Origin of the sequence: Acetobacterium wieringae, from assembly GCF_026646375.1 — a bacterium.
Taxonomy (GTDB): Bacteria; Bacillota; Clostridia; order Eubacteriales; family Eubacteriaceae; genus Acetobacterium; species Acetobacterium wieringae_A.
In genome coordinates, this window is sequence record NZ_JAIPPU010000009.1 from 14,082 (window position 1) to 35,454 (window position 21,373).

The window sequence follows — 21,373 nt, forward strand, 5'->3', positions numbered from 1 at the left end:
GCAGGAGGTGTGGCTTGGTCATTGAACACAAACAGCAACCGGGCGTAAAAGTGATTGTCAGAGCGGGGATTCTTTTAGTGTTGTTGTTTTTTATTTCGCTGATGCTGGGAAGATACCAGGTGAGTCTTGGGAACATGGGGGCGGTTTTTTATGCCAGGATTTTCGGAACCGAATGCACGGCTTCGGAAATGATCCAGTCCGTGATATTGAAGGTGCGAATCCCCAGAATATGTGCTGCCATTTTAATTGGCGGTGCTCTGTCAACAGCGGGGGCTACCTATCAGGGCTTGTTTAAAAACCCGATGATCTCACCGGATATTCTAGGCGCTTCAGCAGGTGCGGGTTTTGGTGCGGCGATGGCGATATTATTGTCGCTACCGTCTGTCTTTATTCAGTTTTCAGCATTTGCATTTGGTATGATGGCAGTTGGTTTAGCCTGTCTGATCTGTAAAATGGTGAGTAGAGGCAAAGATGCGTTGCTGATTCTGGTATTATCCGGGATGATTGTGGCAACCTTTTTTTCATCGCTGATTACGCTGCTGAAATATGTTGCTGATCCCCAGAGCAAGTTGCCGGAAATAACCTACTGGTTGATGGGTGGATTATCCACTGTCTCGGCAGGTGATGTTGGGATGATGTTAGTGCCCTTTATCATTGGTATTGTGCCGCTTTTTTTACTGCGGTGGCAGCTCAATGCTATGGCATTTGGCGATGAAGAGGCCAAAGCAATGGGTCTGAATACCAAAAGACTGCGGGGGATTTATATTGTTTCGGCCACACTCCTGACAGCAGCAGCGGTGGCTGTCTGTGGTATGATTGGCTGGATTGGTTTGGTGATTCCTCACTTAACAAGGATGTTGGTGGGACCAAACCATAAGTACCTGATACCGGCATCTTTTTTAATGGGTGGCATCTTTCTGTTGCTGGTGGATGATCTGGCGCGTACCCTGTTCACCGTGGAAATACCCCTGGGTATTCTGACTTCCATTATCGGCGCACCGTTTTTTGTATATCTTTTATTAAAGAGAAAGAAGGGTTGGGTATGAAATTTGAAGCAAAGGACATTCGGGCTGGTTACGAAAACCTGGATATAGTCAAAGATGTCTCCTTCTCGGTCACAAGTGGAGAAGTGCTTTGTTTACTGGGACCTAATGGGGTAGGGAAGACGACGCTGTTCAAATCACTGTTGGGATTCTTGCCGCTCCATGGCGGAGAAGTGCTCATCGATGGACAGCCCTGCGACTATCATGATTGCAAAAAACAGGCAACGTTGATAGGCTATGTACCGCAGTTACATGAACCGCCGTTTCCATTTCAGGTTCTGGATGTGGTGGTTATGGGCGGAATCGGCCAGATGAATATTTTTTCAGGTCCCAGCAAGGAAGAGTATCAACGGGCTGAAGATATTTTAGCAATGCTGGGGGTAGCCTTTTTGGCGAACAAAGTTTACACCGAAGTTAGTGGTGGTGAACGTCAAATGGTACTGATTGCCAGAGCCCTAATGCAGGAACCTAAATTTCTGATGATGGATGAACCCACCTCAAACCTGGACTTTGGTAACCAGATGCGGGTACTTCAGCAGGTTCGGATGCTGGCGGAAAAAGGGATGGGGATTATTATGACGTCCCATTTTCCCGATCATGCCTTTATGTGCTGCACAAAGGCCGCCGTGATGTGCCGGGATACCAGCTTCAAAGTGGGGTCGGTGGCAGAAACTATTACCGAAGAAACGCTACAGCAAGCCTATGGCATCCGGGTGAAAATTGCCAGTGTGGATATGGTGGAAGAAGAATCCGGGATCATTACGACCTGTTTGCCGATGTTGAATACCATCAAAATTTCCCGAGAAGCGAGGCAGCTTAATGAAACGGCTTGATGATGCCTACAAAAAAATATTTAAACTATATCTGAATGAAGGATTAATTGCGGGCTGCCTTGAAGGAATCAGTTTTAGTGGAAAGTGGACAACCGTTTTCGGCAGTCTGGGTCAAAGTGGCATGGCATTTAATTTTACCGGAGAACACAGTGTTTATGGAGCGGTTGATCCAGCACCCTTGTTTGAACTGCAGTGGTTAGTGGGGAAACCACTAACGTATCTGGCCGAGTATCTATCCGATCGGGATGATATTCTACATCGGTCGCTGTATCTGGCAGTATTAAATGCCTTGTCGGTTCCCCTTAATAGCCGGGAGCGATTGGTCAGCCGGGGCTTTTCATTTGTCAGCAAAGAAGAGCAATTCGATTTTGTCAAGGCTGATGATTTTGTCACGGTTATCGGTGCCGGCGGCGTGCTTGGAAATCTGAGTAAGCAGTGTGAAACGGTTCATGTACTGGACATGCGGCCTAAAAATGCGCTGGAAAATATTTTTATTGGAAAAGAAATCAGCCGGGGGCCGACCGGGTTGAGCTTTTACGCGCCACCCGAAAGTGCAGCATTACTGGCGCAGTCAGATGTTGTCTTTATGACCGGTTGCACCCTGGTTAATGAAACCATTTTCGATTTGTTGCCGATGATTAAAAAAGCCCGGGTGATTGGGGTCTTTGGTCCAAGTGCCATGCTGGCAGCAGATTTTCTTGGCGACCTAGGCATTAATTACATTCAAACCGTCACAATAGCCGATCCAGTGGCCTTAAAAAGTTGGATGATCGAGGGATCAGGGAGCAAAATACCAGAAAACAGCATGGATCACTTCATGATCAAGATTTAAAAAAGATGAAAAGAAGGAGAAACTTATGAAGAGAATAGTAGCATTACTGGTTTTGTCTTTGGCACTTGTCCTGGTGGTTTTAAGTGGTTGTAGTGCCACCAAAGCGGAATCGACAGCGACTACACCGAAATCCACAGCGATCATCGATGCAGCCGGTCGGGAAATAACCTTTCCGGAAAAGATTGAAAAGATTGCGATTACCTGCAATGGCGGGACAACCCATGAAGTTGCCATCTTTGGCGGTGCCGATATGATAGTCGCCCAGCCTTCCATGGCAAAATTTCCGCAGTTGTTAAAAATGTATCCGCAGTTCAATAACGTCACAAATGCCGGATCATTTGATGATATTAATATCGAACAGCTAATGGGCACCGAACCGGATATCGTGCTGGTTGGGGTGACATCAAAAAAGGGAAATGCCCTGATTGAAGAGGCCGGTATGCCGACTTATACGATGTTGATTGGCTCAGCTGGAATTGATTCCCTAAAACAAGAATTCTTGAACCTTGGGCATATGATGAATAATGATAAAAAAGCTGAAGCATTGGTAAAACACTGGGATGACACTCTGGACGATTTAGACAAGCTTATCGCAAAAATTCCTGAAAGCGAAAGAAAGTCCGTGTACTATACCGGACAGGTCATCACCAAAGCCAATAACGGCGCCTGGGGACGTAGCTGGATCGAAGGATCAGGCGGCATCAATGCGATTCCAACGGATACGACCGGTGATATCAGTGTCGAGCAGGTGATGGAATGGAATCCCGATGTGATCATCACTCAGGGTGGCAATGGCACCGCTGATTTGTTGGGCGATACCAGAATCCAAGATATGAACGCCATCAAGAACAGCCAGGTGTATGAATGCCCGATTGGCGGTTTCTGGTGGGATCGTCCCTCGCCGGAATCAACGCTCGGTTTCTTGTGGCTGGCAAAAACCCTTTATCCGGATTATACAAAAAATATTGATTTAAAAAAGGAAACAAAAGATTTCTTTAAAGAGTTCTATGAATATGATCTCAGTGATGCGGAATACGAATCTTTCTTTTTTGATAAAAAATAAATAGCGGTTAATAATTATGCGATACCGAAGAGGTTTAAGCGTATATTGGATTGATAAAAAAGGAGCTGTTGCGCAGTTGCAACAGCTCCTTTTAAGTGATCAAGGCTGTACGGGAATCAGTTTTTCACTGAAGCTTTTCACAAAATCATCGAAGCGATCAGGTCCTAACAGCAGGATGCGATTGGGAGTTTCCACCAGGATGGCCGTATTGCCGTTGGCAAAGACCGCAGCTTCAGTGCCATTTTGGAGCTGAAAAATACCTTCCCGGTAAGATCGAATTTCGGTACCTACTACCTTGGATACGATGGCATACTCGGTTTGATCAAGGCTGACGATCTTGGCCGAGAGAATATCGGCCTCAGGGTAGGTTTCAAAGGTAAAGCCAGTAGGCAGTCGCAGCGATAGTTCATCGTCATTAACAGTAACTCCGGCGATCAGTGGAACGACGATAAAGATACCCAGAATTAATACCAGCACAAGACCGCCGACGCTCATTTCTTTAATCGCATTGCGGCGCAGCTCCGGGTCATCCGGGTAGGTTTTGAAGGTATAGATGGCTTTCCAGAGAAGCAATGCCAGGACCGCTAAAAGTGCAAAAAAAAGTGGATTAATGGTGTGTAAAAGAGAAACAAAATAAGTCATGTGTTAATAAACCACGGTTTAGACCAGGTGAAACCGTTACCCTTCGTTAAATTAATTTTGTCTTTTCATAGTGAGAAAGTTCCAGACTGAGTTCAGAGGGGACTTTCTTTTTGATTGTTCCGATCTGGACACTGAAATAATAGTAGTTATAGTATTCGATCATCGAAAAAGCATAAAGGATCAGGCCAAAAATATTCATCGTCATAAAAAAAGCATCCGGCTGAAAAATTAGCAGATAAAGCAAATACAGGGGGTATAACCCAAACAAAGCCAGATCCAATTTTTTAAGCACCGAAAAAACTGGCATTACCCAGTCCATCGGGCTACGGGGGTTGTCAAGCTGCTGGTAACGATAATACCAATAGCCGGCGCTTTGGAGGATGATAAAAATCAGCACCCCACCGGGAATCAGCAGACGCAGATCCAGGGGCTGACCGGTGGAGTCAGTGAGCAAATACATCAGCATACCACAGACCAGGGCGGTGAGCAGTTCGCTCATATACAAACGGTTCAGTTCTTTTTTTGTTTTCTCGGTCATTTATAGCTCCTTGTCAAGACTTGATGGTGAAGGAAGTTCGGCCACCATGTTTTTACTGTGATCAATAAAAGCATCCAGACGTTTGCGGTTAAAATAAAGAACAGCGATCAGTACCGCATAAATAGACACCGCTACAATAAACTGGGTGGGGTTGTCATCCATAATGCCAGCGCCGATCATGGTATTGATAAAGACACTGGGAGTTCGGGCCAACAGAATAATCAGGGCAAACGTTTTTAGCGGCATCGACGAAAGACCAGCGATAAAACACAGCATGTCATCAGGAAACAGTGGAAAGAGAAAAATCAGAAAAAGAACCGTATTGAGTCGGGATTCTTTAATATGATCGTATTTTTCAACGAGTTCCGGGCTGACAAAGCGCAGCACAAAGGGGCGACCAAAGCGTTTAGCCAAAACAAAAACGATGATCGAGCCGACCAGAGTGCCGGCAGCATTAATTAAAAAACCGCCGAAGGTACCAAACAGGGCACCGCCGACTAAACCCACAGTACCACCAGGAATGGGGGCAATAATAATCTGGAGCAACTGCAGTAAAAAAAATACCAGCGGTGTCCAGACACCAAATTGTAAAAGAAAGCTCTGCAAGGTGTCAAGTGTTGAAAAAATTTCCATTTCTTACCTCGATTTCTTTTTATCATTTTAGCATAAAAATGGCAGATCTACACCATATTTTGGGGATCTGCCGGAAGTAAAATATTTATTTAAGAAATCTAACGCAGCACAAAATTGCGGATTAATATTTCACAGTCTCAAAAGCGGCCCAAGGAATCGCTACAGATGCGTCGTTAGTGATGATGTCGTCGACGTGCATCAGTAGAGGGAAGTCGTTTAATTTAACCACACCCCGTTCGGCCAGACGTCTTACGCAACGGGCGGTGCGGGTGGCGATGACGATGGATTCCAGGGTTACCCCTTCCAGCTCGGCGATGGCTTTTTCAAAAGACCAGCCTTGGCCCAACAGGGTACCGATTTTTCGGGTACGTCCGCCAAAAATGGTAACGTAAAGATCACCAGCGCCATAGATAATATTTTCTTCACCGCCGCCGACAATGGTTAGCAGCTGTTTCATTTCTTTGATGCTCTGCCCGAAGAGAGCAGCCTGAGAATTATAATGTTCTTTACCCGATCCGTCGGGACCAAGAGCCAGGCCGATCGCCAGGGAAACCCCCAGAGCGTAGGCGTTTTTTAGAGCGACTGCACATTCAACGCCGACTACATCGGTGGACAAACTGATGTGATAATAGTCGGTGGAAAACAATTTTTTAAAGCGCCGCAGAATTTCTATGTCTTCACCGCAAAAGGCTACGACGGAGTGATCCTTGTCAGCCAGTTCATAACTGGTGCAGGGGCCACCGATGGCATTTATGGAGAGTTTTTTTCCAGCTGGTAGCTTACTGAAAAAATAATCGGGGTAGGTAAGCATCGAGCCATCCTCCAAATCGATCATGCCTTTGGTGACGGACAGAACTGGAACCGAATCGCTGATCAGTGGCAGGATTTTTTCACAAAACCAGTCAACCCCGAAGCTGCTGACACCACACAGTACAGTATTGGTGCCGTCCAGCGCCAATTCGACATCTTCAATTTGATAAAATTTGATTCCTTCTTTGGGCAGCTGTCGTTTCAGGGTTGGATGAAAGCCAGTTAATTCAGCGGAATTAATAATGTCCCGATCCAGGTGAGTTCCCACCAGACGCACTTCATGGCCGTTTTCCGTGGCCGGAAAAGTTAGGGCAGAAGCCATCTGACCGGCGCCCACAAAGGTAATTACACTCATAATAAATCTCCTTTTCAGATTTTTAGAAATAGACTGACGCGAGCTTTGCCGCCAGTTATTCGAAACAATTCTTAGACATTACGTCGCACAGTCTATCGACTGTTCGCCTACACGTTATAGAATTGTTTGTGAAACTGTCATCAAAGTAAACAGGATTCATTAGTTTACAAGCGATTTAAAAAATCAGGTCTTGTTCAGACCGACGGCGTCCCGGGATGCAGAGAGGGCCTCGTAAAAGACCGCTTCGTTTCGCATAAAGGCGCTTAAGTAGAGGATATCGATGATGGTCAGCTGGACAATCCGGGAGGCCATCGCTTCGGAATGGTTTAGGCGTTGACAAAGAAGGCAAGCTGGCGATGATCATGGTAACCAGCTTTGTTCAATTGGCTTTCTCGGAAAAGAAACTAAATCTCAAGCGGTCAGCGGCTACTAAACAAAATAAACTTCAATAAAAGCATCCAGACAAATTGTTTGGATGCTTTTTTGTATGGGGGATGATCACCAGAACATTAGGTATTTAAGTCCCTTCGGTTAAAAGCCACAAAGGTCAACCCAAAAAAGACCAGCGAAACGATCAGTAAAATGGCGGCAGAGCTGAATGAAAGCTGATCATTGATCATCAGACTGGCACCTTCAAAGTACTTAAAAGGTGTGAAGATCTTGAGAAATGACAGCTTACTGTACAAATCCACGGCGACTGATAAGATAAAAAAGCCCATGACCAGTCCGGCGGCAGCGGCGGTAGCCCGTTTGGTGTTTTTTAAAACGGCACCAAACATGGCTCCCAGCGCTAAAAAGAATAGCTGCAGGATAAAGAGTGCAAGCATCGTCAAAGAAACCTTGTCGATAAGACCATCGCCGTTGTTATGCTGAGCAATGAAAAATACTGAAGCACCAAAAGTGACGACATTAAAAATCAGAATATTGATGATTCCAGCCAGCAGCTTGGGCCAGATTACTTGAAACCGATGCACGGGTTTGGTATAGATAAAATCAGCACAGTGATCGCGTTCTTCCTTGGATACCACTACCGCTCCAAACATTGTCGCATGAACCGCGGCCAGTAGCATAAAGTAGAGAAAGAACACCGAATAAAACCCGGCAACTTTGGTAATATCCACTGAACCGATTCCAAAAACCACCATGATTTCTTCGGGAAAGGCTGCAAACAGGGCGTTGACATCCACCTGAGAGTCGGAAAAACCCTGGTATTTCATCATTCCGGCAAAGATAATGAAAACCTGGGCACAACACCATATGATCAGCGACTTGATATTGGCCTTCATTTCTTTTTTAAACACGTTCATGGGGTAACGCCTCCTTTTAAGTTAGATCGACGGCAGATCTTTTCGGGCAAACAGCTTGAAGGTCAGAAACGTAAACAGTCCGACTAACACGAACCACAATAATAAATTCAACGAATCGTAATTCATGTTTTTGGATATTTCGGAGAGATTGAAATAATCAAAGGGAGAAATTAGTCCCAACTTTTCATCTTTCAAGGTTTCATTGAGCAGATGAATAATATAAAAAATAAAGACCACCCCCATACTGATTGGTAAAATGGTACGGATTCGTCTTAAAAAAACCGACACAAACAGACCCAGACTGGCAAAGAAAATCTGGATAAAGAGCAGACTTAAAGTAAACAGAGCAAACAGCTCGAAATCATAAGATTCGGTGCTGAGTAGGGTGACCATGATTAAGGAAGCTGTAAAGATAACGGCATTGGTAATCAGAATCTGAATCAGCACGGCCAGAATTTTCATGGACACAATCCGGTTGCGACTGATTGGCTTAACAAACAGAAAATCGCCGGTTTTTTCCCGGACTTCCGCTGAAATAATGGAAACACCCATATTCATAGCTTGGATGGCACCGGCCAGCAACACGTACATCAGGGCAAATTGATAAAAGCTTAAAATACTGGAAAGCTCCAGATCAGCGACGCCAAAAGCCTGCTGGAATTCAGGCGGGAAACTCTCAAAGACTTTTTGAAAGTCCTCCAGTTGACTGGCAATCGAAGGGTAAAGTAGCATGAACAGGCTTAGTACGCCAACCAGTGAGAGACACCAGATAATTAGGGTTTTACGGCCCATTCGCAGTTCCTGCTTCAGGATGTTCATGGCTGCTCCTCCTTCTGGTAATAATGCATAAAAATTTCCTCAAGACTGGGTTCTTCTACGAGCATATTAAGTAAAGATTGCCCCTGAAGTCGCTCAACAATTCGATTAATATCGCCTTTGAAGAGAAAATGCAGGGTGTCTTCATTGACGCTTAAGTTGGTCACCCCATCCAGATTAAAATGATGAACATCAATGACACCCTTGAATTCCAAAGTGAATTTTTTATAATTGTGCTTTTGCATATCCCGAATGTTTTCCACTTGGACAATGGTACCATCTTTTATGATGGCTACCCGGCTGCACAGCTTTTGAACTTCGGAAAGGATATGCGACGAAAATAAAACGGTAGCGCCTTTTTGATTTTCCGTCCGGATCAGTTCAAAAAATTTTTGTTGCATCAGCGGATCGAGGCCTCCGGTGGGTTCGTCCAGAATAATCAGCTTGGGTTCATGGAGTAGCCCTTGAACAATGCCAACTTTCTTTTTATTTCCATAGGATAGGTCGTCGATGCGCTTATTCAAGTCCAGATCCATCACTTCGGCCAGACTTTGTATCCGAGTGTAGTCGACATTGTCATAGAAACTGGCCGAATAATTAAGCACTTCCCGAACTTTCATGTGCTCATAATAGAATACTTCTGAGGGCAAGTAGCCGATATCCCGGCGAATTTCGTTGCCATATTTAATGCAGTCCTTGCCAAAAATGGTGGCTGAGCCGCTGGTGGGATGAATCAGTGACAACAGCGTCCGGATGGTGGTGGATTTACCGGCGCCATTGGGACCGATAAAACCAAAAATCTCGCCTTCTTCCACAGAAAAGGATACGTTTTCAATGCCTCGATGTTTTCCATAATATTTTGTCAGTTGATTGATTTCAATTACATTCATGTAGATCCCCTTCTTTCAAATTTAATTCAAATAATTCGGTGTGCTGCAATTAATTTACCCTGATCAAGTAAAAATAAACAATGATATGGTGGAGATAACGGTGAGAATAAAAAATAATTAAATGTTATGTTTGAGTCAAGGTTCAAAGGGAATACATTAAAAGATAATGAAAAATATGGGAGGTTGTCAAGATGAAACAAGAAGAAACTCGAAATTTGATTCTGAATATATTTAACAATCGCTATACCTGTAAAGGCTATGATGCCAATAAAAAGGTCAGCGATGAAGATTTTGCAGTGATCATGGAAGCAGCCCGGTTGTCACCTAGCTCCATGGGGCTGGAACCTTGGAAATTTGTGCTACTCAATAATCGGGAAATCCGGGAAAAAATAAAACCTTTTGCCTGGGGGGCGGAAGTCAGTCTCGATGGCGCCAGTCATTTTGTCCTGATTTTTGCCAGAAAACCGATTGATCTAAAACCCGATTCTGATTATGTCGAATACATGATGAACGATATCCAGCATTTTACCGATGATTTGCGTGCAGTCCGGAAAAACAAACTGAAGAGTTTTCAGGAAGATGACCTGAAAATTGCAGGAAATGATCGGGCTTTTTTTGACTGGGCCTGCAAACAAACCTATATTCCGCTGGCCAATATGCTGACGGCTGCAGCGATGCTGGGCGTGGATTCCACCCCGATGGAAGGCTTTAATACCGAAAAGGTCGAAGCCGTGCTGGTTCAGGAAGGAATTCTCGACCCTGTCCACTTTGGATTATCCTGCATGATCGCCTTTGGATATAAAAACCGGGATCACCGTCCTAAAACGAGAAGAAAAATTGAAGAAATCCTGGAAATCGTTGAATAAACTCCATAAATAGTTCATTGAATTTGGGATATTGTTGGTAATAACAATATTAAATAAAAATTGTGTTTTTTTATATAAACAATAGGAATTAATTTAATTTTGTTATATAATAATGAAATTAAAAGTGAAAAGAAAACCTTTACAAGTGGTTAAGTAAGATTTTGATGCTTATATAAGCGCCTAACATGCGTGTGAAAAGTTGGATGAGGAGATAAAGGATGGAACCAACAGCGGCAGATAGTCTATTGATTGTTGGACTTATGATTGCAGTCGGGATTCTATTGCTATTATTAGTTCAAACAAATAAAAAATTGAGGAAAAATGAGATAGAGACAAGAAGCATTAAGAATATTTGTGAAACATTCATGAATAGTCATGATACGGTGATCTATTTAAAGGATGAACAATTGAACTATGTCTTTATCAATAAGGCTGCAGAGCCCCATTATCAGAAATCGATACCGGAAATTATTGCTCAGGCCGATCCAATTTTGGACATCGAAGCTTTAGGTCCGTCAATTATTACAACGGATCAGCAGGTTGTCGCAACGAGAGAGACGACTGAATATGAGGAAAAGCATAAAAACCGTATTTATAAAATTAAAAAATTTCCAGTGGAATTTAAAAATAACCGGATTGGGGTCGGAGCCTTTATTCGGGAAATCACTGATGAAGAAAAATTGATTAAAAAACAGGAGCGGGTACTCTTTCGAAACAAAATTTTAGTGAATGTTTTAAGCAAGAAATTCAGAAATGATCAAAAGCAGCTGGACTATGTTTTGCATGAAGCTCTGAAACTGACCGATAGCAACAGCGGTTTTATCTGTTTTTATGATGAAAAAAAGCAGGAATTTACCCTCAAAGCCTGGTCTAAAGGCCTGATTAAAAGGGAAGACATGATGATTCTAAAGCGGCACTATCGACTGGAGGAAGTCGGGTCGTGGGGAGATGTAGTACGGCAGCGTCAGCCGATTATCATCAATAACCAAGTTGACAAATTACCATCAGTATGGAGACTTCCCGGGGGATCAAAAATTAACGGCAATATAATTGCAGTTCCTATTTTCATTGATGAAAAAATCACGGCGGTGGTAGGATTCGCTGGCAAAGTTGACGAATATGGCGATAATGATGTGTATGAAATAACTGTACTAATGAACGGTGTCTTAACGAATGTGGAGCGTCGAAATATTCAAAATAAATTATTTGCCGAACGCAGTAAGTATTTTCAGACCCTGATTTCCATTGGCGATGGGGTAATGGTGGTTGATCCCCAGGGTAAGATCGAAATGCTCAATAAGGTGGCCCAGCAACTGACAGGTTGGACCAATGAAGATGCAAAAGGGCGGCATTATAGGGAGGTTTTTGTCTTATCTCATGAAGAAAGTAACAAGGAAATTGCAGATACCATCGTTGCAGCGATGGCGACTGATCAGACCCAGGAACTTAAAAATCATGCGGTTTTGACAGCCAAAGACGGATCGATTTTTCACCTCGAAGATAGTGCGGCGCCGATTAAAAATGAAAAAGGTGAAACAGTGGGGATTGTTCTGGTATTTCGGGATGTTTCCGAGAAAAAGGAGCAACGTAAAGAAATTGAATACCTGAGTTTTCACGATGCTTTGACCGGGCTTTATAATCGTCGTTTTTTAGAAGCAGAGTTATTACGACTGGACACCGAAAGAAATCTGCCAATTTCGATTATAATGGGCGATGTCAACGGTTTAAAACTCACCAATGATATTTTTGGACATGCCCATGGTGATGTTTTTTTAAAGAAAATAGCTGATGTGATGCGCCGAGTCTGCCGCTCCGATGACATTATCGCCCGTTGGGGAGGCGATGAATTCGTAATCCTGCTGCCAAAAACCTCCATTGAGCAGGCGAAACAGATTAAAATGCGGATCAAAACCGAGTTTGCCTTGGATAGCGTCAAGCTCATCCGGGGGAATATCTCTCTCGGTTGTGCGGTTAAAACAGATATGAGCCAGAGTATTATGGAATGTCTGGAATTTGCCGAAGAAAGAATGTATGCCATCAAGGTACTGGAACGGGATGATTTTAAGAGCTCAACCCTGGATTCCATTGTCACCAGTTTGCAAAGTGACTGTCCCCAGGAAGAGGAGCATGCCCAGCGAGTTAGTCAATGGTGCTATGATCTGGGGGTGTCGATGGAACTGCCCCATGTTAAAATCAGACGTCTGAAATTGGCCGGTTATTTTCATGATATCGGCAAGATTGTTTTGCATAAAGATTGTCTGCAAGAGCGCAGTGAATTTACCGAGGCAGAAAAGACTGAGATCAGGAAGCATCCGATTATGGGGTATCGGATTCTCAATGCTTTTGATGATACCATGTCGTTGGCCGATGCGGTACTGCATCATCACGAACGATGGGATGGGTCTGGTTACCCCAAGGGTTTAAAAGGTGACGAAATTCCCTTTATTGCACGGGTCGTTGCGGTGGCCAGTTATTATGATCGTCTGACCTCGGATCAGGAGGGTGTCGTGTTGGGATTTGACGAAAATCCGCTGAGCCATCTGGAGAAAACGGAAGGGTATTTTGATCCGGAAATCAAACGGGAATTTATCAACATGATCAAAAATCTTCCCAACTAGTAGCTCGTTGTCAGAACAGCAGCAAGCCATCTGGATCAAAGTCTGGATGGCTTTTTTAGCGGCAATTTTCTGCAGGCCTTAGTTAGAGGATCACACTAAACCGGGCCCAACGACCGATCTCGCTGTTTACTTTAATTTTCCCCTGATGTTCGTTAACAATCGCTTGGGCAATGGCCAGTCCCAGCCCATAGCCACCGGTGGCCTTGGAACGGGATTCATCGTAGCGGTAGAAGCGCTCAAAAATCTTATCACGCTGATCTTCAGGAATTCCGGCACCGGTGTTAAACACGTCAAGGTGGATTTTATCACCAATGCGCTTAAGGGTGAGCTCAATTTGCCCATCTTCATTGGCGTGTTTAATGGCATTGTCGATCAGGATGGCGGCAACCTGCTTGATCTGATTGGCATCACCCTGATAGGTGATACCGTCCTCAATCTTAAGAGCATAGTTTTTATGCGCCTCAAAGGCAATGCTCTCGAAACTCAGGGCAATGCTTTTTATGGCTTGACTCAGATCAAAGGTTGATGTAACCCCAAACGTTTTGTCGGCGTCCAGCCGGGCCAGCGTGAGGAGGTCATTGACCAGAGTATTCATTCGGTCGGTTTCGGATTGGATATAGCCAAGATGTCGATTTGTTCCAATGTCTCCGGCTAAAACATCAGCGTTGACGCTGATAACTGAGAGGGGTGTTTTGAGTTCATGACTGGCATCCGAAATAAACCGCTTCTGTTTTTCAAAGGAATCGGCCACCGGTTTAACCATCAGGTTGGCCAGAAAAAGCGAGACAAAGAAGAGCACCAGCAGGGTAATACTGCCAATGATCAGGGAGTTCGTCAGGAGCCTGTCGGCCATCGCATTGGAAATCCGTTGATCGACAAAAACCAGCAGTTGTCCATAGGGTTTGTCAACAATCAGATAGCGGTAACCGTTAAGGGCGCCGGAGGATTTGTTTTTTTTCAGCATCTGATTTGCCAGATCCAGAACTTCCTGAGATACCAGGCTGGTATCATTGCTGCCGTTGATGGTGAAAAGGTTAGTCGCTGCATTAACCTTAACGGAATAGGTTTTTTCCCGCTCAAAGATATCTGGTGGCAGGGGATTAGACGCCCCTGGAGTTCCCGGAGTAGCTGGAGGAATCACCCCATCATTATCGGCCAGCACTGACAGAAGAGAAATACTTTGACGTTCACTGGACTGGTAGTTGAAATAGTTGATGGAACCTAGAATCAGGGCAAACACCAGCGAGAGGATAACCATAATTGTTGCCACAAAGCGGCGCTTCAGTTTTCTGATCATCGTGCTTACCCTTGTACCGACAACTCCAGATAATAACCAATCCCCCGGTTAACCTTAATCTGGACCTGAGATCCCACAAAACTGATCTTTTTTCGCAGAAACGAAATATAGACCTCTACATTATTATACTCAGCTTCGCTGTCAAAGCCCCAAACCTTCTCAATCAGCTGTTCCTTGGAAATGATCTGGCGGGAATTGACCATCAGGGTTTCCAACAGCAAAAATTCCTTCAAACCCAGTTTAACCGTCGTATTGCCGCAGCAAAGCTCCCGGGTTTTTTGGCGTAAGGTCAGATCACCCCAGCCCGGATCATTCGTCACCACTTCACCTTTGCGTCGGGTTATCGCCCGGATGCGGGCCAGTAACTCCCCGGTTTGAAAGGGCTTGGTGAGATAGTCATCTGCTCCCCGATCCAATCCGGCAATTTTGTCATGCAGTTCGGACCGGGCTGTCAGCATCAGCACTGGGGTTTCAATTTTAGCTTGACGCAGCTCCTGCAAAACCACCAGGCCGTCTTTACGGGGCAGCATAATATCCAGAATAATCAGATCATAAATCCCGGTCAGAGCATTATCCAGGCCACTTTCTCCATCCATGCAAATATCCACGCCATAATTTTCTTTGATAAAAATTGCCTTTAGGGCTTCGACCAGTCCCCATTCATCTTCCACCAGTAACAGCCGCACGCAAAAAACACCTCCTTGTACCAATCGCTATTTTTTATTATAGCATCTTTAATTGAATTAAGCTTGAACTCCAGCTTAAGAGATTCTTGCTTCAATCTTTATTCAAGCTAGCTTCATTATCATAGGCTTTGTTAAGAACGTGTTAAATCACAAAAGGAGGTACGACATGCAATTTCGGCATGAACACAAACATTATATTAATTATCTGGATTACCTGATTCTGCACAGGCAGCTAAAAGCCGTGATGCAGCCAGACGTCAATACCGATGAAGCAGGCCAATATCATATTCGCAGTTTGTATTTTGATAACTATCGGGACGTGGCATTGCAGGATAAGATCAGTGGAATCAACCATCGGGAAAAATTCAGAATCCGCTGTTACAACAAAGACTTTGCCTTTATCAATCTGGAAAAAAAGAGCAAGATCAATGGCCTGTGTGCCAAGATCAAGGCCAATATTACCAGGGGGCAGGTTGAAGCGATTCTGGCCCATGATACCGATTGGATGGCCACAAGTTCAGAACCCCTAGTGGTTGAGCTCTATTCAAAAATGAAGTCGGGACAACTAAGACCTAAAACCATAGTCGACTATAGACGGGAGGCCTTTGTTTATCGACCTGGAAACGTCCGGGTTACGATTGACCGGGACATCCGCACCGGCCTGTTCAGTACGGATCTGTTTAATCCTGACTTACCTACCATTTGTGCCGGGGATCGGCATATGCTACTGGAAGTGAAGTATGATAACTTTATTCCAGCCGTAATTGCCGATATCATCCAGCTGGATGGACGAAGACAAACGGCTTTTTCGAAATACGCAGCCAGCCGGATTTACTGCTGATTTTTTACAAATTCAATTACGCAAATCAACAAGGAGATCTAAATGAGTTTTAACGATATTTTTAATTCAAATTTTCTGGACAATGTTACCTCGGTCTCGATGATCGATATCGCCATGGCCATGATTCTGGCTTTTGGGATTGGGGTATTTGTCTATCTGGTTCATAAAAAAACTTATAAAGGGGTGATGTATTCATCCGGCTTTGGAGTTACGTTAATTGCCCTCTGTATGATCACCACCTTTGTGATGCTGGCGATTACCAGCAACGTGGTATTGTCATTGGGGATGGTTGGGGCGCTTTCGATTGTCCGGTTTAGAACGGCGGTTAAAGAACCGTTGGACATCGCCTTTGTGTTCTGGTCGATTGCTGCCGGGATTGTCCTCTCGGCTGGGATGATTCCGCTGGCGATTCTCGGTTCGGTATTGATCGGGATCATTCTGCTGGTGTTTGTCAACCGCAAACCCAACGAGCTGCCCTATATTATCGTCGTTAACTGCAGCGATCGGGAAGCAGAAGCTGAAGTGAAAGAGTTTATCGATGCCAGTGTCACCAAAAGCATTATAAAAAATAAAACAGTATCCCGGGAGGGCATCGAACTGAACATCGAGGTGCGACTCAAAAATGATAATACCGATTTTATTAACCAGGTGGTTGAGTTAAAAAATGTCAATCATGCCGTCTTGGTCAGCTATAATGGCGAATTTATGAATTAAGCGAGGTGACCGCATTGGCTGATCACAAAAATATTGAACGGATTTGCATCATCATTGGTATCATCACCTTGATACTCGGGCTGGTTTTTGCCTATTTTGGCGAAAGCCTTGGGATCACAGCCAGTAGCAATACGGATTTGAGTTATGCAACGACATTATTTGACGACAGCATGGTTCATACCATCGACATCGAGATTGCCGAATCGGACTGGAACAATCTGCAGGAGAATGCCGCCGATGAAGAATATCAGCTTTGTACCATTATCGTTGATGGCGAAACCCTTGACAATGTGGCGATTCGGCCCAAGGGCAATTCATCGCTTACCAGCGTGGTCTCGTCGGATTCGGAGCGCTATAGCTTCAAGGTTGACTTTGACAAATATAGTGATGGTTTAACCTATCATGGTCTGGATAAGCTCAATTTAAACAATATCATTTCGGACAATACCTATTTAAAAGAATACCTCAGTTATGACATGATGGCATATATGGGGGTAGCGGCACCGCTTACGAGCTTTGCAAAAGTGTCGGTAAATGGTGAATACTTTGGTCTCTACCTGGCTGTAGAAGGGGTGGAAGAAGCCTTTGCTCAGCGTAATTACGGCTCGGATTATGGCAATATTTATAAACCCGACAGCATGCAAATGGGCGGTGACGGAGCAAAGGGCGGCGGTGAAATGCCCGATATGAGCCAGATGCCAGAACGGCCTCAGGGAACTGCTGACAGTCAGACAACGACCAGCCAAAATGGTGCTCCCCAAACTGCTGATGGGTTTCAACCACAAAACATGGGTACACCTCCGGAAATGAACAGCGAAACGACCGGTCAGCCCGATCAAACGGCCTCCAATGCTGGTCAGTTTCCGGACATCGGCCAAATGGGAATGGGCGGTAACTCGGGAAATGATGTAGCACTAATCTATTCCGATGATGAACTCTCCAGTTATGAAAATATCTGGGAAGGGGCTGTTTTTGATGTCAGCACCAGCGATAAAGAACGACTGATTGATTCGATTAAACAGCTTAATGCCGGGGAAAATCTGGAAACGGTGGTGGATGTGGAAGCAGTGCTTAAATATTTCGTGGTGCATAATTTCGTTGACAATTTTGACAGCTATACTGGCAGCATGAAACATAACTACTATTTACGGGAAGATCAGGGCCAATTATCAATGATTCCCTGGGATTATAATCTGGCTTTTAGCAATTTCAGTGGTGGCGGCATGGGCGGCGGGACAGCAACGGCTACCAGCACCGATGAAGCAACAGCCCTGGTGAATTATCCCATTGATACCCCAGTATCGGGAACGACCATGGACGAGCGACCGATGCTGGATGTCTTGCTTTCCAATGAAGTGTATCGGGAGCAGTACCATCAGTATTTTCAGGAATTTATTTCCGGATATTTTGAAAGTGGTCAATGTACCAAGACCATCGATCAGGCCACTGCCTTGATATCGGACTATGTAAAAGACGATCCGACGGCCTTCTGCACCTATGAAGAGTATCAGGCCGGGGTTGCAGTACTTGAGCAATTTTGTACACTCCGGGCCGAAAGTATTAGCGGCCAACTGGACGGAACCATTCCGGCGACCTCTGAGGGACAGGCGGCCCAGCCAGCTGCTCTGCTCGATGCCAGCAGTCTTGATATTGCGGCCATGGGCAGCGGCATGGGTGGCGGTATGGACAGGAAAATGACAGCACCAACTATTCAAGGAACCGATCAAACGGCCAATGCTGATGCTACAAGTACACAGTCAGCAACTCCTTCTCAGTCTGCCAAAGGGCAACCGCCAACCCGACCCGATGCGGACACGACCACGGCGGCAACCAATACGCAATCGAACGCAGCGAGTGATTCAGCTGCTGGTGAAAAACAGACCGGGAACGGGCAAACCGAGTCAACGAATGCGACAAATCGGTCAAATGAGCGCACCAGGCCCAGTGATACCACGACAAGCACGATGGATCTCTTGGCTCTGATGCTTCTGGGAGGCTCCTGTCTGGTACTGTTGTTGGGGATTCTGGTGGCAAAGCGTTATAAACGATAAGCAAAACAGTTTATGCTGAACCAGCAAATAGACATGTTAAAAACGGCGGGTGCCAGTAGGTACCCGCCGTTTTTAAAATAATTGGCGCAATGAAGCGCAGGGTTTAGAAAAAAAGGGGTTTTACAAAGAAAAGATTGACTTTTATAGCCAATTACCGTATAATCAACAAGCATGAAAAAATTGAATATTTTTTTTGTTCTACCTGAGGAGAGATGTCTGAGTGGTCGAAGGAGCACGCCTGGAAAGCGTGTGTACGTGAAAGCGTACCGAGGGTTCGAATCCCTCTCTCTCCGCCATTTAAAATGCCTTATTACAGCCGTTTGTGGCTGTTTTTTTTATGCTGTTTTTAGGGAGGACGTCCGTACATTGACCTTTTTGTAGGATATAGGATAAAAGCCTGTTAGAATCCAGTAATAAGCCCATTATAACTTGGGTCGAACCCGGATCTGAATCAGGTTTTTGACATCGTCAAGAATCCGTTCAGAGGTAACGGGGATCATCAGCCAGCGGCCTCCGGCAGCAAAGGGGGTTCTTTTAAACAGGGCCTGAATTTCTGGGCTGGCCTGGGGAAGGTAGGCTTCCGTTTCGTTAAGTTCTTTGTTTCCAATTACGACCAGGGCAATAAAATAGCCATCCATGGGGTAAAGGACACAAAGGGACTTGCTGCTTTTCCGGTACTTCAGATTCCAGCCGCGCTGGGCCAAACAGCGGCTGTAATTCATGACCGGTTGGATATGATAGGTGGTTTCAATAAAGCTTTGTAAATCAACCCAGAGCGGATTATTGACGAAATTAATCATCTCAGCCAGGGTTGGTTCATGATCCTGTTCAAAAGATAGACTCCATTCCATTGGGAACCTCCAATATTTTCTGGCAATCGTAGCAGGAATAGGTGCAGAAGCAGGATGTTCAACCCGGTTTTTTCCCAATTACCGATAATTTTATATTTAGAATTTATCACCATGCCTCAAACAGGTCAAGTAAAACATAAAAATAGTGGTAAATTGTGATGGTGATTGGTACACTTATACTAAAGCCGAAAGGAATAATAGTGCAATGACTAAAAAAGAAAGTATGAATCCCATTGATACCTATATTGGTCAATTCCCAGCAGAAGTTCAGCAAATCCTTCAGGAGATCCGGCAGGTTATTAAAGAAGCAGCGCCCGAAGCGGAAGAAAAAATCAGTTATCAAATGCCGACTTTTTATCTGGGCGGCAATCTGGTTCATTTTGCGGCATATAAAAAACATATCGGGTTTTATCCCGCCCCCTCGGGTATCGAAAAATTCAAGCAAGATTTATCAAAATATAAAAGTGCCAAAGGATCGGTTCAATTCCCCATTAATCAGCCTATCCCCTTTGATCTGATCCGAAAAATTGTTGCATTTAGAGTGGCAGAGAATCAGATGCTGAGTGAAAATAAACAAAGGAAGAACAAGACGGAAGCTGGAATCAAGAATAAAAAAGTCGACGATGACTCTGAGCGGTAAGAAGGATGATCGTTGATTTTCTGAATCCCATTATACAGAAGAAGCAAATAAAATGATGCGCGTTGAGAAAAATGATTTAAATGTGGTCTATCTGGAAAATTTTCAAAGGTGTTAAGGTGGTAGGATCGTATGAAAAGCATAAAGAAGGATTCTTTTTTTCAAATGAAGAAAATAAATGTCAGAAAGATACAGACTTTAACAGGTATAAAGGGGTTACTGATACTTCTGTTTCTGATTAGCGCGCTGTTGGTACTTTCGGGTTGTGCTGAAAAGAAAGCAGAGCTCATTGGGAATTGGGAATTAGTGCCCAGTGAGGGAGCGTTAAATGATACCGCAATGACGGGTTATGTCTTTGGCGAAAATGGTACCGTCAGTTTTTATAATGGTTATGATGGAAAACTGACGATTTCAGAAGGCACATGGCAGATCAGCGGTGATGACAAAAACGTTCTGGAATTATTTTTAGATGAAGTAGATACACCACAGCGGAAGATCCGGTTTAAAGTTGCGGATGAAACCTTATATCTCTTTTCGGATTCCGGAGAAGGTAAAACTACCTATGATAGCTGCTATAAAAAGACAGAACAATTTAGTTTTGAAGCATTAATAGCAGCAGCCCAAAAACAGAAAGCAAAAGAAAAACAGGATGCGCAACTGTTTTGCACCCTGTCGCCGACGGAAATCATCGACCAGCTGAAAGCAGCAGGCCAATCAATCGGGCAAGTTGTGGTTTATACTGATCCTGATTATGCAACGGGTTTGTTAAAACAGCCCAATCTCCAATTGGCTCAGGCCGCCCGCTTTGAGGATACTTCCATTGAGCAGGCGGAAAACCAAATTGAACCCATCGGCGGATCGGTAGAAGTTTATCAGGACTATGCAGTCGCGAAACAGCGCTATGATTATTTGACGGTTTTTTCTGATGCGGCCGGAACGACCTATCAGCGCGGAAATGTCCTTTTACGGCTGGATAATGCGTTACAACCGGAAAAGCGGGTGCCATATGAAGCCGCATTTTTGGGGATTGTAAATTGAACGGCTAACAAA

Annotated in this window: 22 protein-coding genes and 1 tRNA gene; 12 read left to right on the forward strand and 11 right to left on the reverse strand. The window is 44.5% G+C overall.

All coding sequences use genetic code 11. The annotated features are described in order from the left end of the window. Positions 1–14: 14 nt before the first annotated feature. Genes Q7P33_RS09440 through Q7P33_RS09455 form a run of 4 tightly spaced genes read left to right on the forward strand, consistent with a single transcriptional unit; the run spans position 15 to position 3,771 of the window. Entirely contained in the window at positions 15–1,046 is a 1,032-nt protein-coding gene (locus tag Q7P33_RS09440) for an iron ABC transporter permease (protein ID WP_303869698.1), read from the forward strand. Continuing rightward, on the forward strand, positions 1,043–1,876 hold the full coding sequence (locus tag Q7P33_RS09445) for an ABC transporter ATP-binding protein (protein WP_303869700.1): 834 nt from the start codon (positions 1,043–1,045) through the stop codon (positions 1,874–1,876). Before Q7P33_RS09440 ends, Q7P33_RS09445 begins: the two co-directional genes overlap by 4 nt. Further along, entirely contained in the window at positions 1,863–2,708 is an 846-nt protein-coding gene (locus Q7P33_RS09450) for a Rossmann-like domain-containing protein (RefSeq protein ID WP_303869702.1), read from the forward strand. Before Q7P33_RS09445 ends, Q7P33_RS09450 begins: the two co-directional genes overlap by 14 nt. Positions 2,709–2,733: 25 nt before the next feature. Beyond that, positions 2,734–3,771 (forward strand): ABC transporter substrate-binding protein, encoded by a 1,038-nt coding sequence (locus Q7P33_RS09455; protein WP_303869703.1) that lies wholly within the window; start codon positions 2,734–2,736, stop codon positions 3,769–3,771. Positions 3,772–3,870: 99 nt separating this feature from the next. Here Q7P33_RS09455 and Q7P33_RS09460 read toward each other — a convergent pair whose 3' ends face one another. The 8 genes from Q7P33_RS09460 to Q7P33_RS09495 form a co-directional block, all read right to left on the reverse strand. Further along, a complete protein-coding gene (locus Q7P33_RS09460) occupies positions 3,871–4,413 on the reverse strand; it encodes a PH domain-containing protein (RefSeq protein WP_303869705.1) in 543 nt (180 codons plus the stop codon). Positions 4,414–4,459: 46 nt separating this feature from the next. Beyond that, on the reverse strand, positions 4,460–4,951 hold the full coding sequence (locus Q7P33_RS09465) for a hypothetical protein (protein ID WP_303869707.1): 492 nt from the start codon (positions 4,949–4,951) through the stop codon (positions 4,460–4,462). Continuing rightward, positions 4,952–5,584 (reverse strand): TVP38/TMEM64 family protein, encoded by a 633-nt coding sequence (locus Q7P33_RS09470; RefSeq protein ID WP_303869709.1) that lies wholly within the window; start codon positions 5,582–5,584, stop codon positions 4,952–4,954. Between the two features lie 121 nt (positions 5,585–5,705). Next, entirely contained in the window at positions 5,706–6,749 is a 1,044-nt protein-coding gene (locus Q7P33_RS09475) for a glycerol-3-phosphate dehydrogenase (protein WP_303869711.1), read from the reverse strand. Between the two features lie 183 nt (positions 6,750–6,932). Further along, the gene (locus Q7P33_RS09480) at positions 6,933–7,061 is read right to left on the reverse strand and encodes a hypothetical protein (RefSeq protein ID WP_303869712.1); all 129 of its coding nucleotides are present in this window, start codon (positions 7,059–7,061) and stop codon (positions 6,933–6,935) included. Between the two features lie 197 nt (positions 7,062–7,258). Then, a complete protein-coding gene (locus Q7P33_RS09485; protein ID WP_303869715.1) occupies positions 7,259–8,056 on the reverse strand; it encodes an ABC transporter permease subunit in 798 nt (265 codons plus the stop codon). A gap of 21 nt (positions 8,057–8,077) precedes the next feature. Further along, positions 8,078–8,875, reverse strand: a complete 798-nt coding sequence (locus tag Q7P33_RS09490; RefSeq protein WP_303869717.1) for an ABC transporter permease subunit — start codon at positions 8,873–8,875, stop codon at positions 8,078–8,080. Further along, positions 8,872–9,762, reverse strand: a complete 891-nt coding sequence (locus Q7P33_RS09495) for an ABC transporter ATP-binding protein (protein ID WP_303869720.1) — start codon at positions 9,760–9,762, stop codon at positions 8,872–8,874. Before Q7P33_RS09495 ends, Q7P33_RS09490 begins: the two co-directional genes overlap by 4 nt. A gap of 191 nt (positions 9,763–9,953) precedes the next feature. On the opposite strand from Q7P33_RS09495, the gene Q7P33_RS09500 reads away from it, so the two are divergent. Both Q7P33_RS09500 and Q7P33_RS09505 read left to right on the forward strand, forming a co-directional pair. Further along, entirely contained in the window at positions 9,954–10,628 is a 675-nt protein-coding gene (locus Q7P33_RS09500; RefSeq protein WP_303869721.1) for an NAD(P)H-dependent oxidoreductase, read from the forward strand. Between the two features lie 218 nt (positions 10,629–10,846). Next, positions 10,847–13,246 carry a diguanylate cyclase gene (locus Q7P33_RS09505; RefSeq protein WP_303869723.1) on the forward strand — a complete coding sequence of 800 codons (2,400 nt, stop codon included), beginning with the start codon at positions 10,847–10,849 and terminating at the stop codon, positions 13,244–13,246. 82 nt (positions 13,247–13,328) lie between these two features. On the opposite strand, the gene Q7P33_RS09510 is transcribed toward Q7P33_RS09505, so the two are convergent. After that, positions 13,329–14,543 carry a cell wall metabolism sensor histidine kinase WalK gene (locus tag Q7P33_RS09510; protein ID WP_303869725.1) on the reverse strand — a complete coding sequence of 405 codons (1,215 nt, stop codon included), beginning with the start codon at positions 14,541–14,543 and terminating at the stop codon, positions 13,329–13,331. A 5-nt stretch (positions 14,544–14,548) separates the two neighbouring features. Further along, positions 14,549–15,229 carry a response regulator transcription factor gene (locus tag Q7P33_RS09515; protein ID WP_303869727.1) on the reverse strand — a complete coding sequence of 227 codons (681 nt, stop codon included), beginning with the start codon at positions 15,227–15,229 and terminating at the stop codon, positions 14,549–14,551. Positions 15,230–15,395: 166 nt separating this feature from the next. On the opposite strand from Q7P33_RS09515, the gene Q7P33_RS09520 reads away from it, so the two are divergent. From Q7P33_RS09520 to Q7P33_RS09535, 4 genes are all read left to right on the forward strand, one after another. Next, a complete protein-coding gene (locus tag Q7P33_RS09520; protein ID WP_303869729.1) occupies positions 15,396–16,070 on the forward strand; it encodes a polyphosphate polymerase domain-containing protein in 675 nt (224 codons plus the stop codon). A 42-nt stretch (positions 16,071–16,112) separates the two neighbouring features. Next, positions 16,113–16,784: a DUF4956 domain-containing protein gene (locus tag Q7P33_RS09525; protein ID WP_303869731.1), complete on the forward strand. Its 672-nt coding sequence runs from the start codon at positions 16,113–16,115 to the stop codon at positions 16,782–16,784. A 14-nt stretch (positions 16,785–16,798) separates the two neighbouring features. Further along, the gene (locus Q7P33_RS09530) at positions 16,799–18,835 is read left to right on the forward strand and encodes a CotH kinase family protein (protein ID WP_303869733.1); all 2,037 of its coding nucleotides are present in this window, start codon (positions 16,799–16,801) and stop codon (positions 18,833–18,835) included. Between the two features lie 206 nt (positions 18,836–19,041). Further along, positions 19,042–19,131, forward strand: a tRNA-Ser gene (locus Q7P33_RS09535). 126 nt (positions 19,132–19,257) lie between these two features. On the opposite strand, the gene Q7P33_RS09540 is transcribed toward Q7P33_RS09535, so the two are convergent. Beyond that, positions 19,258–19,686: a DUF3788 domain-containing protein gene (locus Q7P33_RS09540; RefSeq protein ID WP_303869735.1), complete on the reverse strand. Its 429-nt coding sequence runs from the start codon at positions 19,684–19,686 to the stop codon at positions 19,258–19,260. A 205-nt stretch (positions 19,687–19,891) separates the two neighbouring features. On the opposite strand from Q7P33_RS09540, the gene Q7P33_RS09545 reads away from it, so the two are divergent. Together Q7P33_RS09545 and Q7P33_RS09550 are read left to right on the forward strand one after the other, a co-directional pair. Then, positions 19,892–20,326 (forward strand): iron chaperone, encoded by a 435-nt coding sequence (locus Q7P33_RS09545; RefSeq protein ID WP_369693293.1) that lies wholly within the window; start codon positions 19,892–19,894, stop codon positions 20,324–20,326. Positions 20,327–20,455: 129 nt separating this feature from the next. Next, on the forward strand, positions 20,456–21,361 hold the full coding sequence (locus tag Q7P33_RS09550; RefSeq protein WP_303869738.1) for a hypothetical protein: 906 nt from the start codon (positions 20,456–20,458) through the stop codon (positions 21,359–21,361). Positions 21,362–21,373 lie beyond the last annotated feature (12 nt).

What these genes read in the sequence shown, in the direction of transcription:
- Q7P33_RS09505 (WP_303869723.1), top strand. Translation starts at nt 10,847, where the DNA reads ATGGAACCAACAGCGGCAGATAGTCTATTGATTGTTGGACTTATGATT.
- Q7P33_RS09465 (WP_303869707.1), bottom strand. Translation starts at nt 4,951, where the DNA reads ATGACCGAGAAAACAAAAAAAGAACTGAACCGTTTGTATATGAGCGAA.
- Q7P33_RS09525 (WP_303869731.1), top strand. Translation starts at nt 16,113, where the DNA reads ATGAGTTTTAACGATATTTTTAATTCAAATTTTCTGGACAATGTTACC.
- Q7P33_RS09445 (WP_303869700.1), top strand. Translation starts at nt 1,043, where the DNA reads ATGAAATTTGAAGCAAAGGACATTCGGGCTGGTTACGAAAACCTGGAT.
- Q7P33_RS09480 (WP_303869712.1), bottom strand. Translation starts at nt 7,061, where the DNA reads ATGGCCTCCCGGATTGTCCAGCTGACCATCATCGATATCCTCTACTTA.
- Q7P33_RS09485 (WP_303869715.1), bottom strand. Translation starts at nt 8,056, where the DNA reads ATGAACGTGTTTAAAAAAGAAATGAAGGCCAATATCAAGTCGCTGATC.
- Q7P33_RS09510 (WP_303869725.1), bottom strand. Translation starts at nt 14,543, where the DNA reads ATGATCAGAAAACTGAAGCGCCGCTTTGTGGCAACAATTATGGTTATC.
- Q7P33_RS09460 (WP_303869705.1), bottom strand. Translation starts at nt 4,413, where the DNA reads ATGACTTATTTTGTTTCTCTTTTACACACCATTAATCCACTTTTTTTT.
- Q7P33_RS09545 (WP_369693293.1), top strand. Translation starts at nt 19,892, where the DNA reads ATGACTAAAAAAGAAAGTATGAATCCCATTGATACCTATATTGGTCAA.
- Q7P33_RS09455 (WP_303869703.1), top strand. Translation starts at nt 2,734, where the DNA reads ATGAAGAGAATAGTAGCATTACTGGTTTTGTCTTTGGCACTTGTCCTG.
- Q7P33_RS09495 (WP_303869720.1), bottom strand. Translation starts at nt 9,762, where the DNA reads ATGAATGTAATTGAAATCAATCAACTGACAAAATATTATGGAAAACAT.
- Q7P33_RS09540 (WP_303869735.1), bottom strand. Translation starts at nt 19,686, where the DNA reads ATGGAATGGAGTCTATCTTTTGAACAGGATCATGAACCAACCCTGGCT.
- Q7P33_RS09470 (WP_303869709.1), bottom strand. Translation starts at nt 5,584, where the DNA reads ATGGAAATTTTTTCAACACTTGACACCTTGCAGAGCTTTCTTTTACAA.
- Q7P33_RS09550 (WP_303869738.1), top strand. Translation starts at nt 20,456, where the DNA reads ATGAAAAGCATAAAGAAGGATTCTTTTTTTCAAATGAAGAAAATAAAT.
- Q7P33_RS09450 (WP_303869702.1), top strand. Translation starts at nt 1,863, where the DNA reads ATGAAACGGCTTGATGATGCCTACAAAAAAATATTTAAACTATATCTG.
- Q7P33_RS09500 (WP_303869721.1), top strand. Translation starts at nt 9,954, where the DNA reads ATGAAACAAGAAGAAACTCGAAATTTGATTCTGAATATATTTAACAAT.
- Q7P33_RS09475 (WP_303869711.1), bottom strand. Translation starts at nt 6,749, where the DNA reads ATGAGTGTAATTACCTTTGTGGGCGCCGGTCAGATGGCTTCTGCCCTA.
- Q7P33_RS09490 (WP_303869717.1), bottom strand. Translation starts at nt 8,875, where the DNA reads ATGAACATCCTGAAGCAGGAACTGCGAATGGGCCGTAAAACCCTAATT.
- Q7P33_RS09520 (WP_303869729.1), top strand. Translation starts at nt 15,396, where the DNA reads ATGCAATTTCGGCATGAACACAAACATTATATTAATTATCTGGATTAC.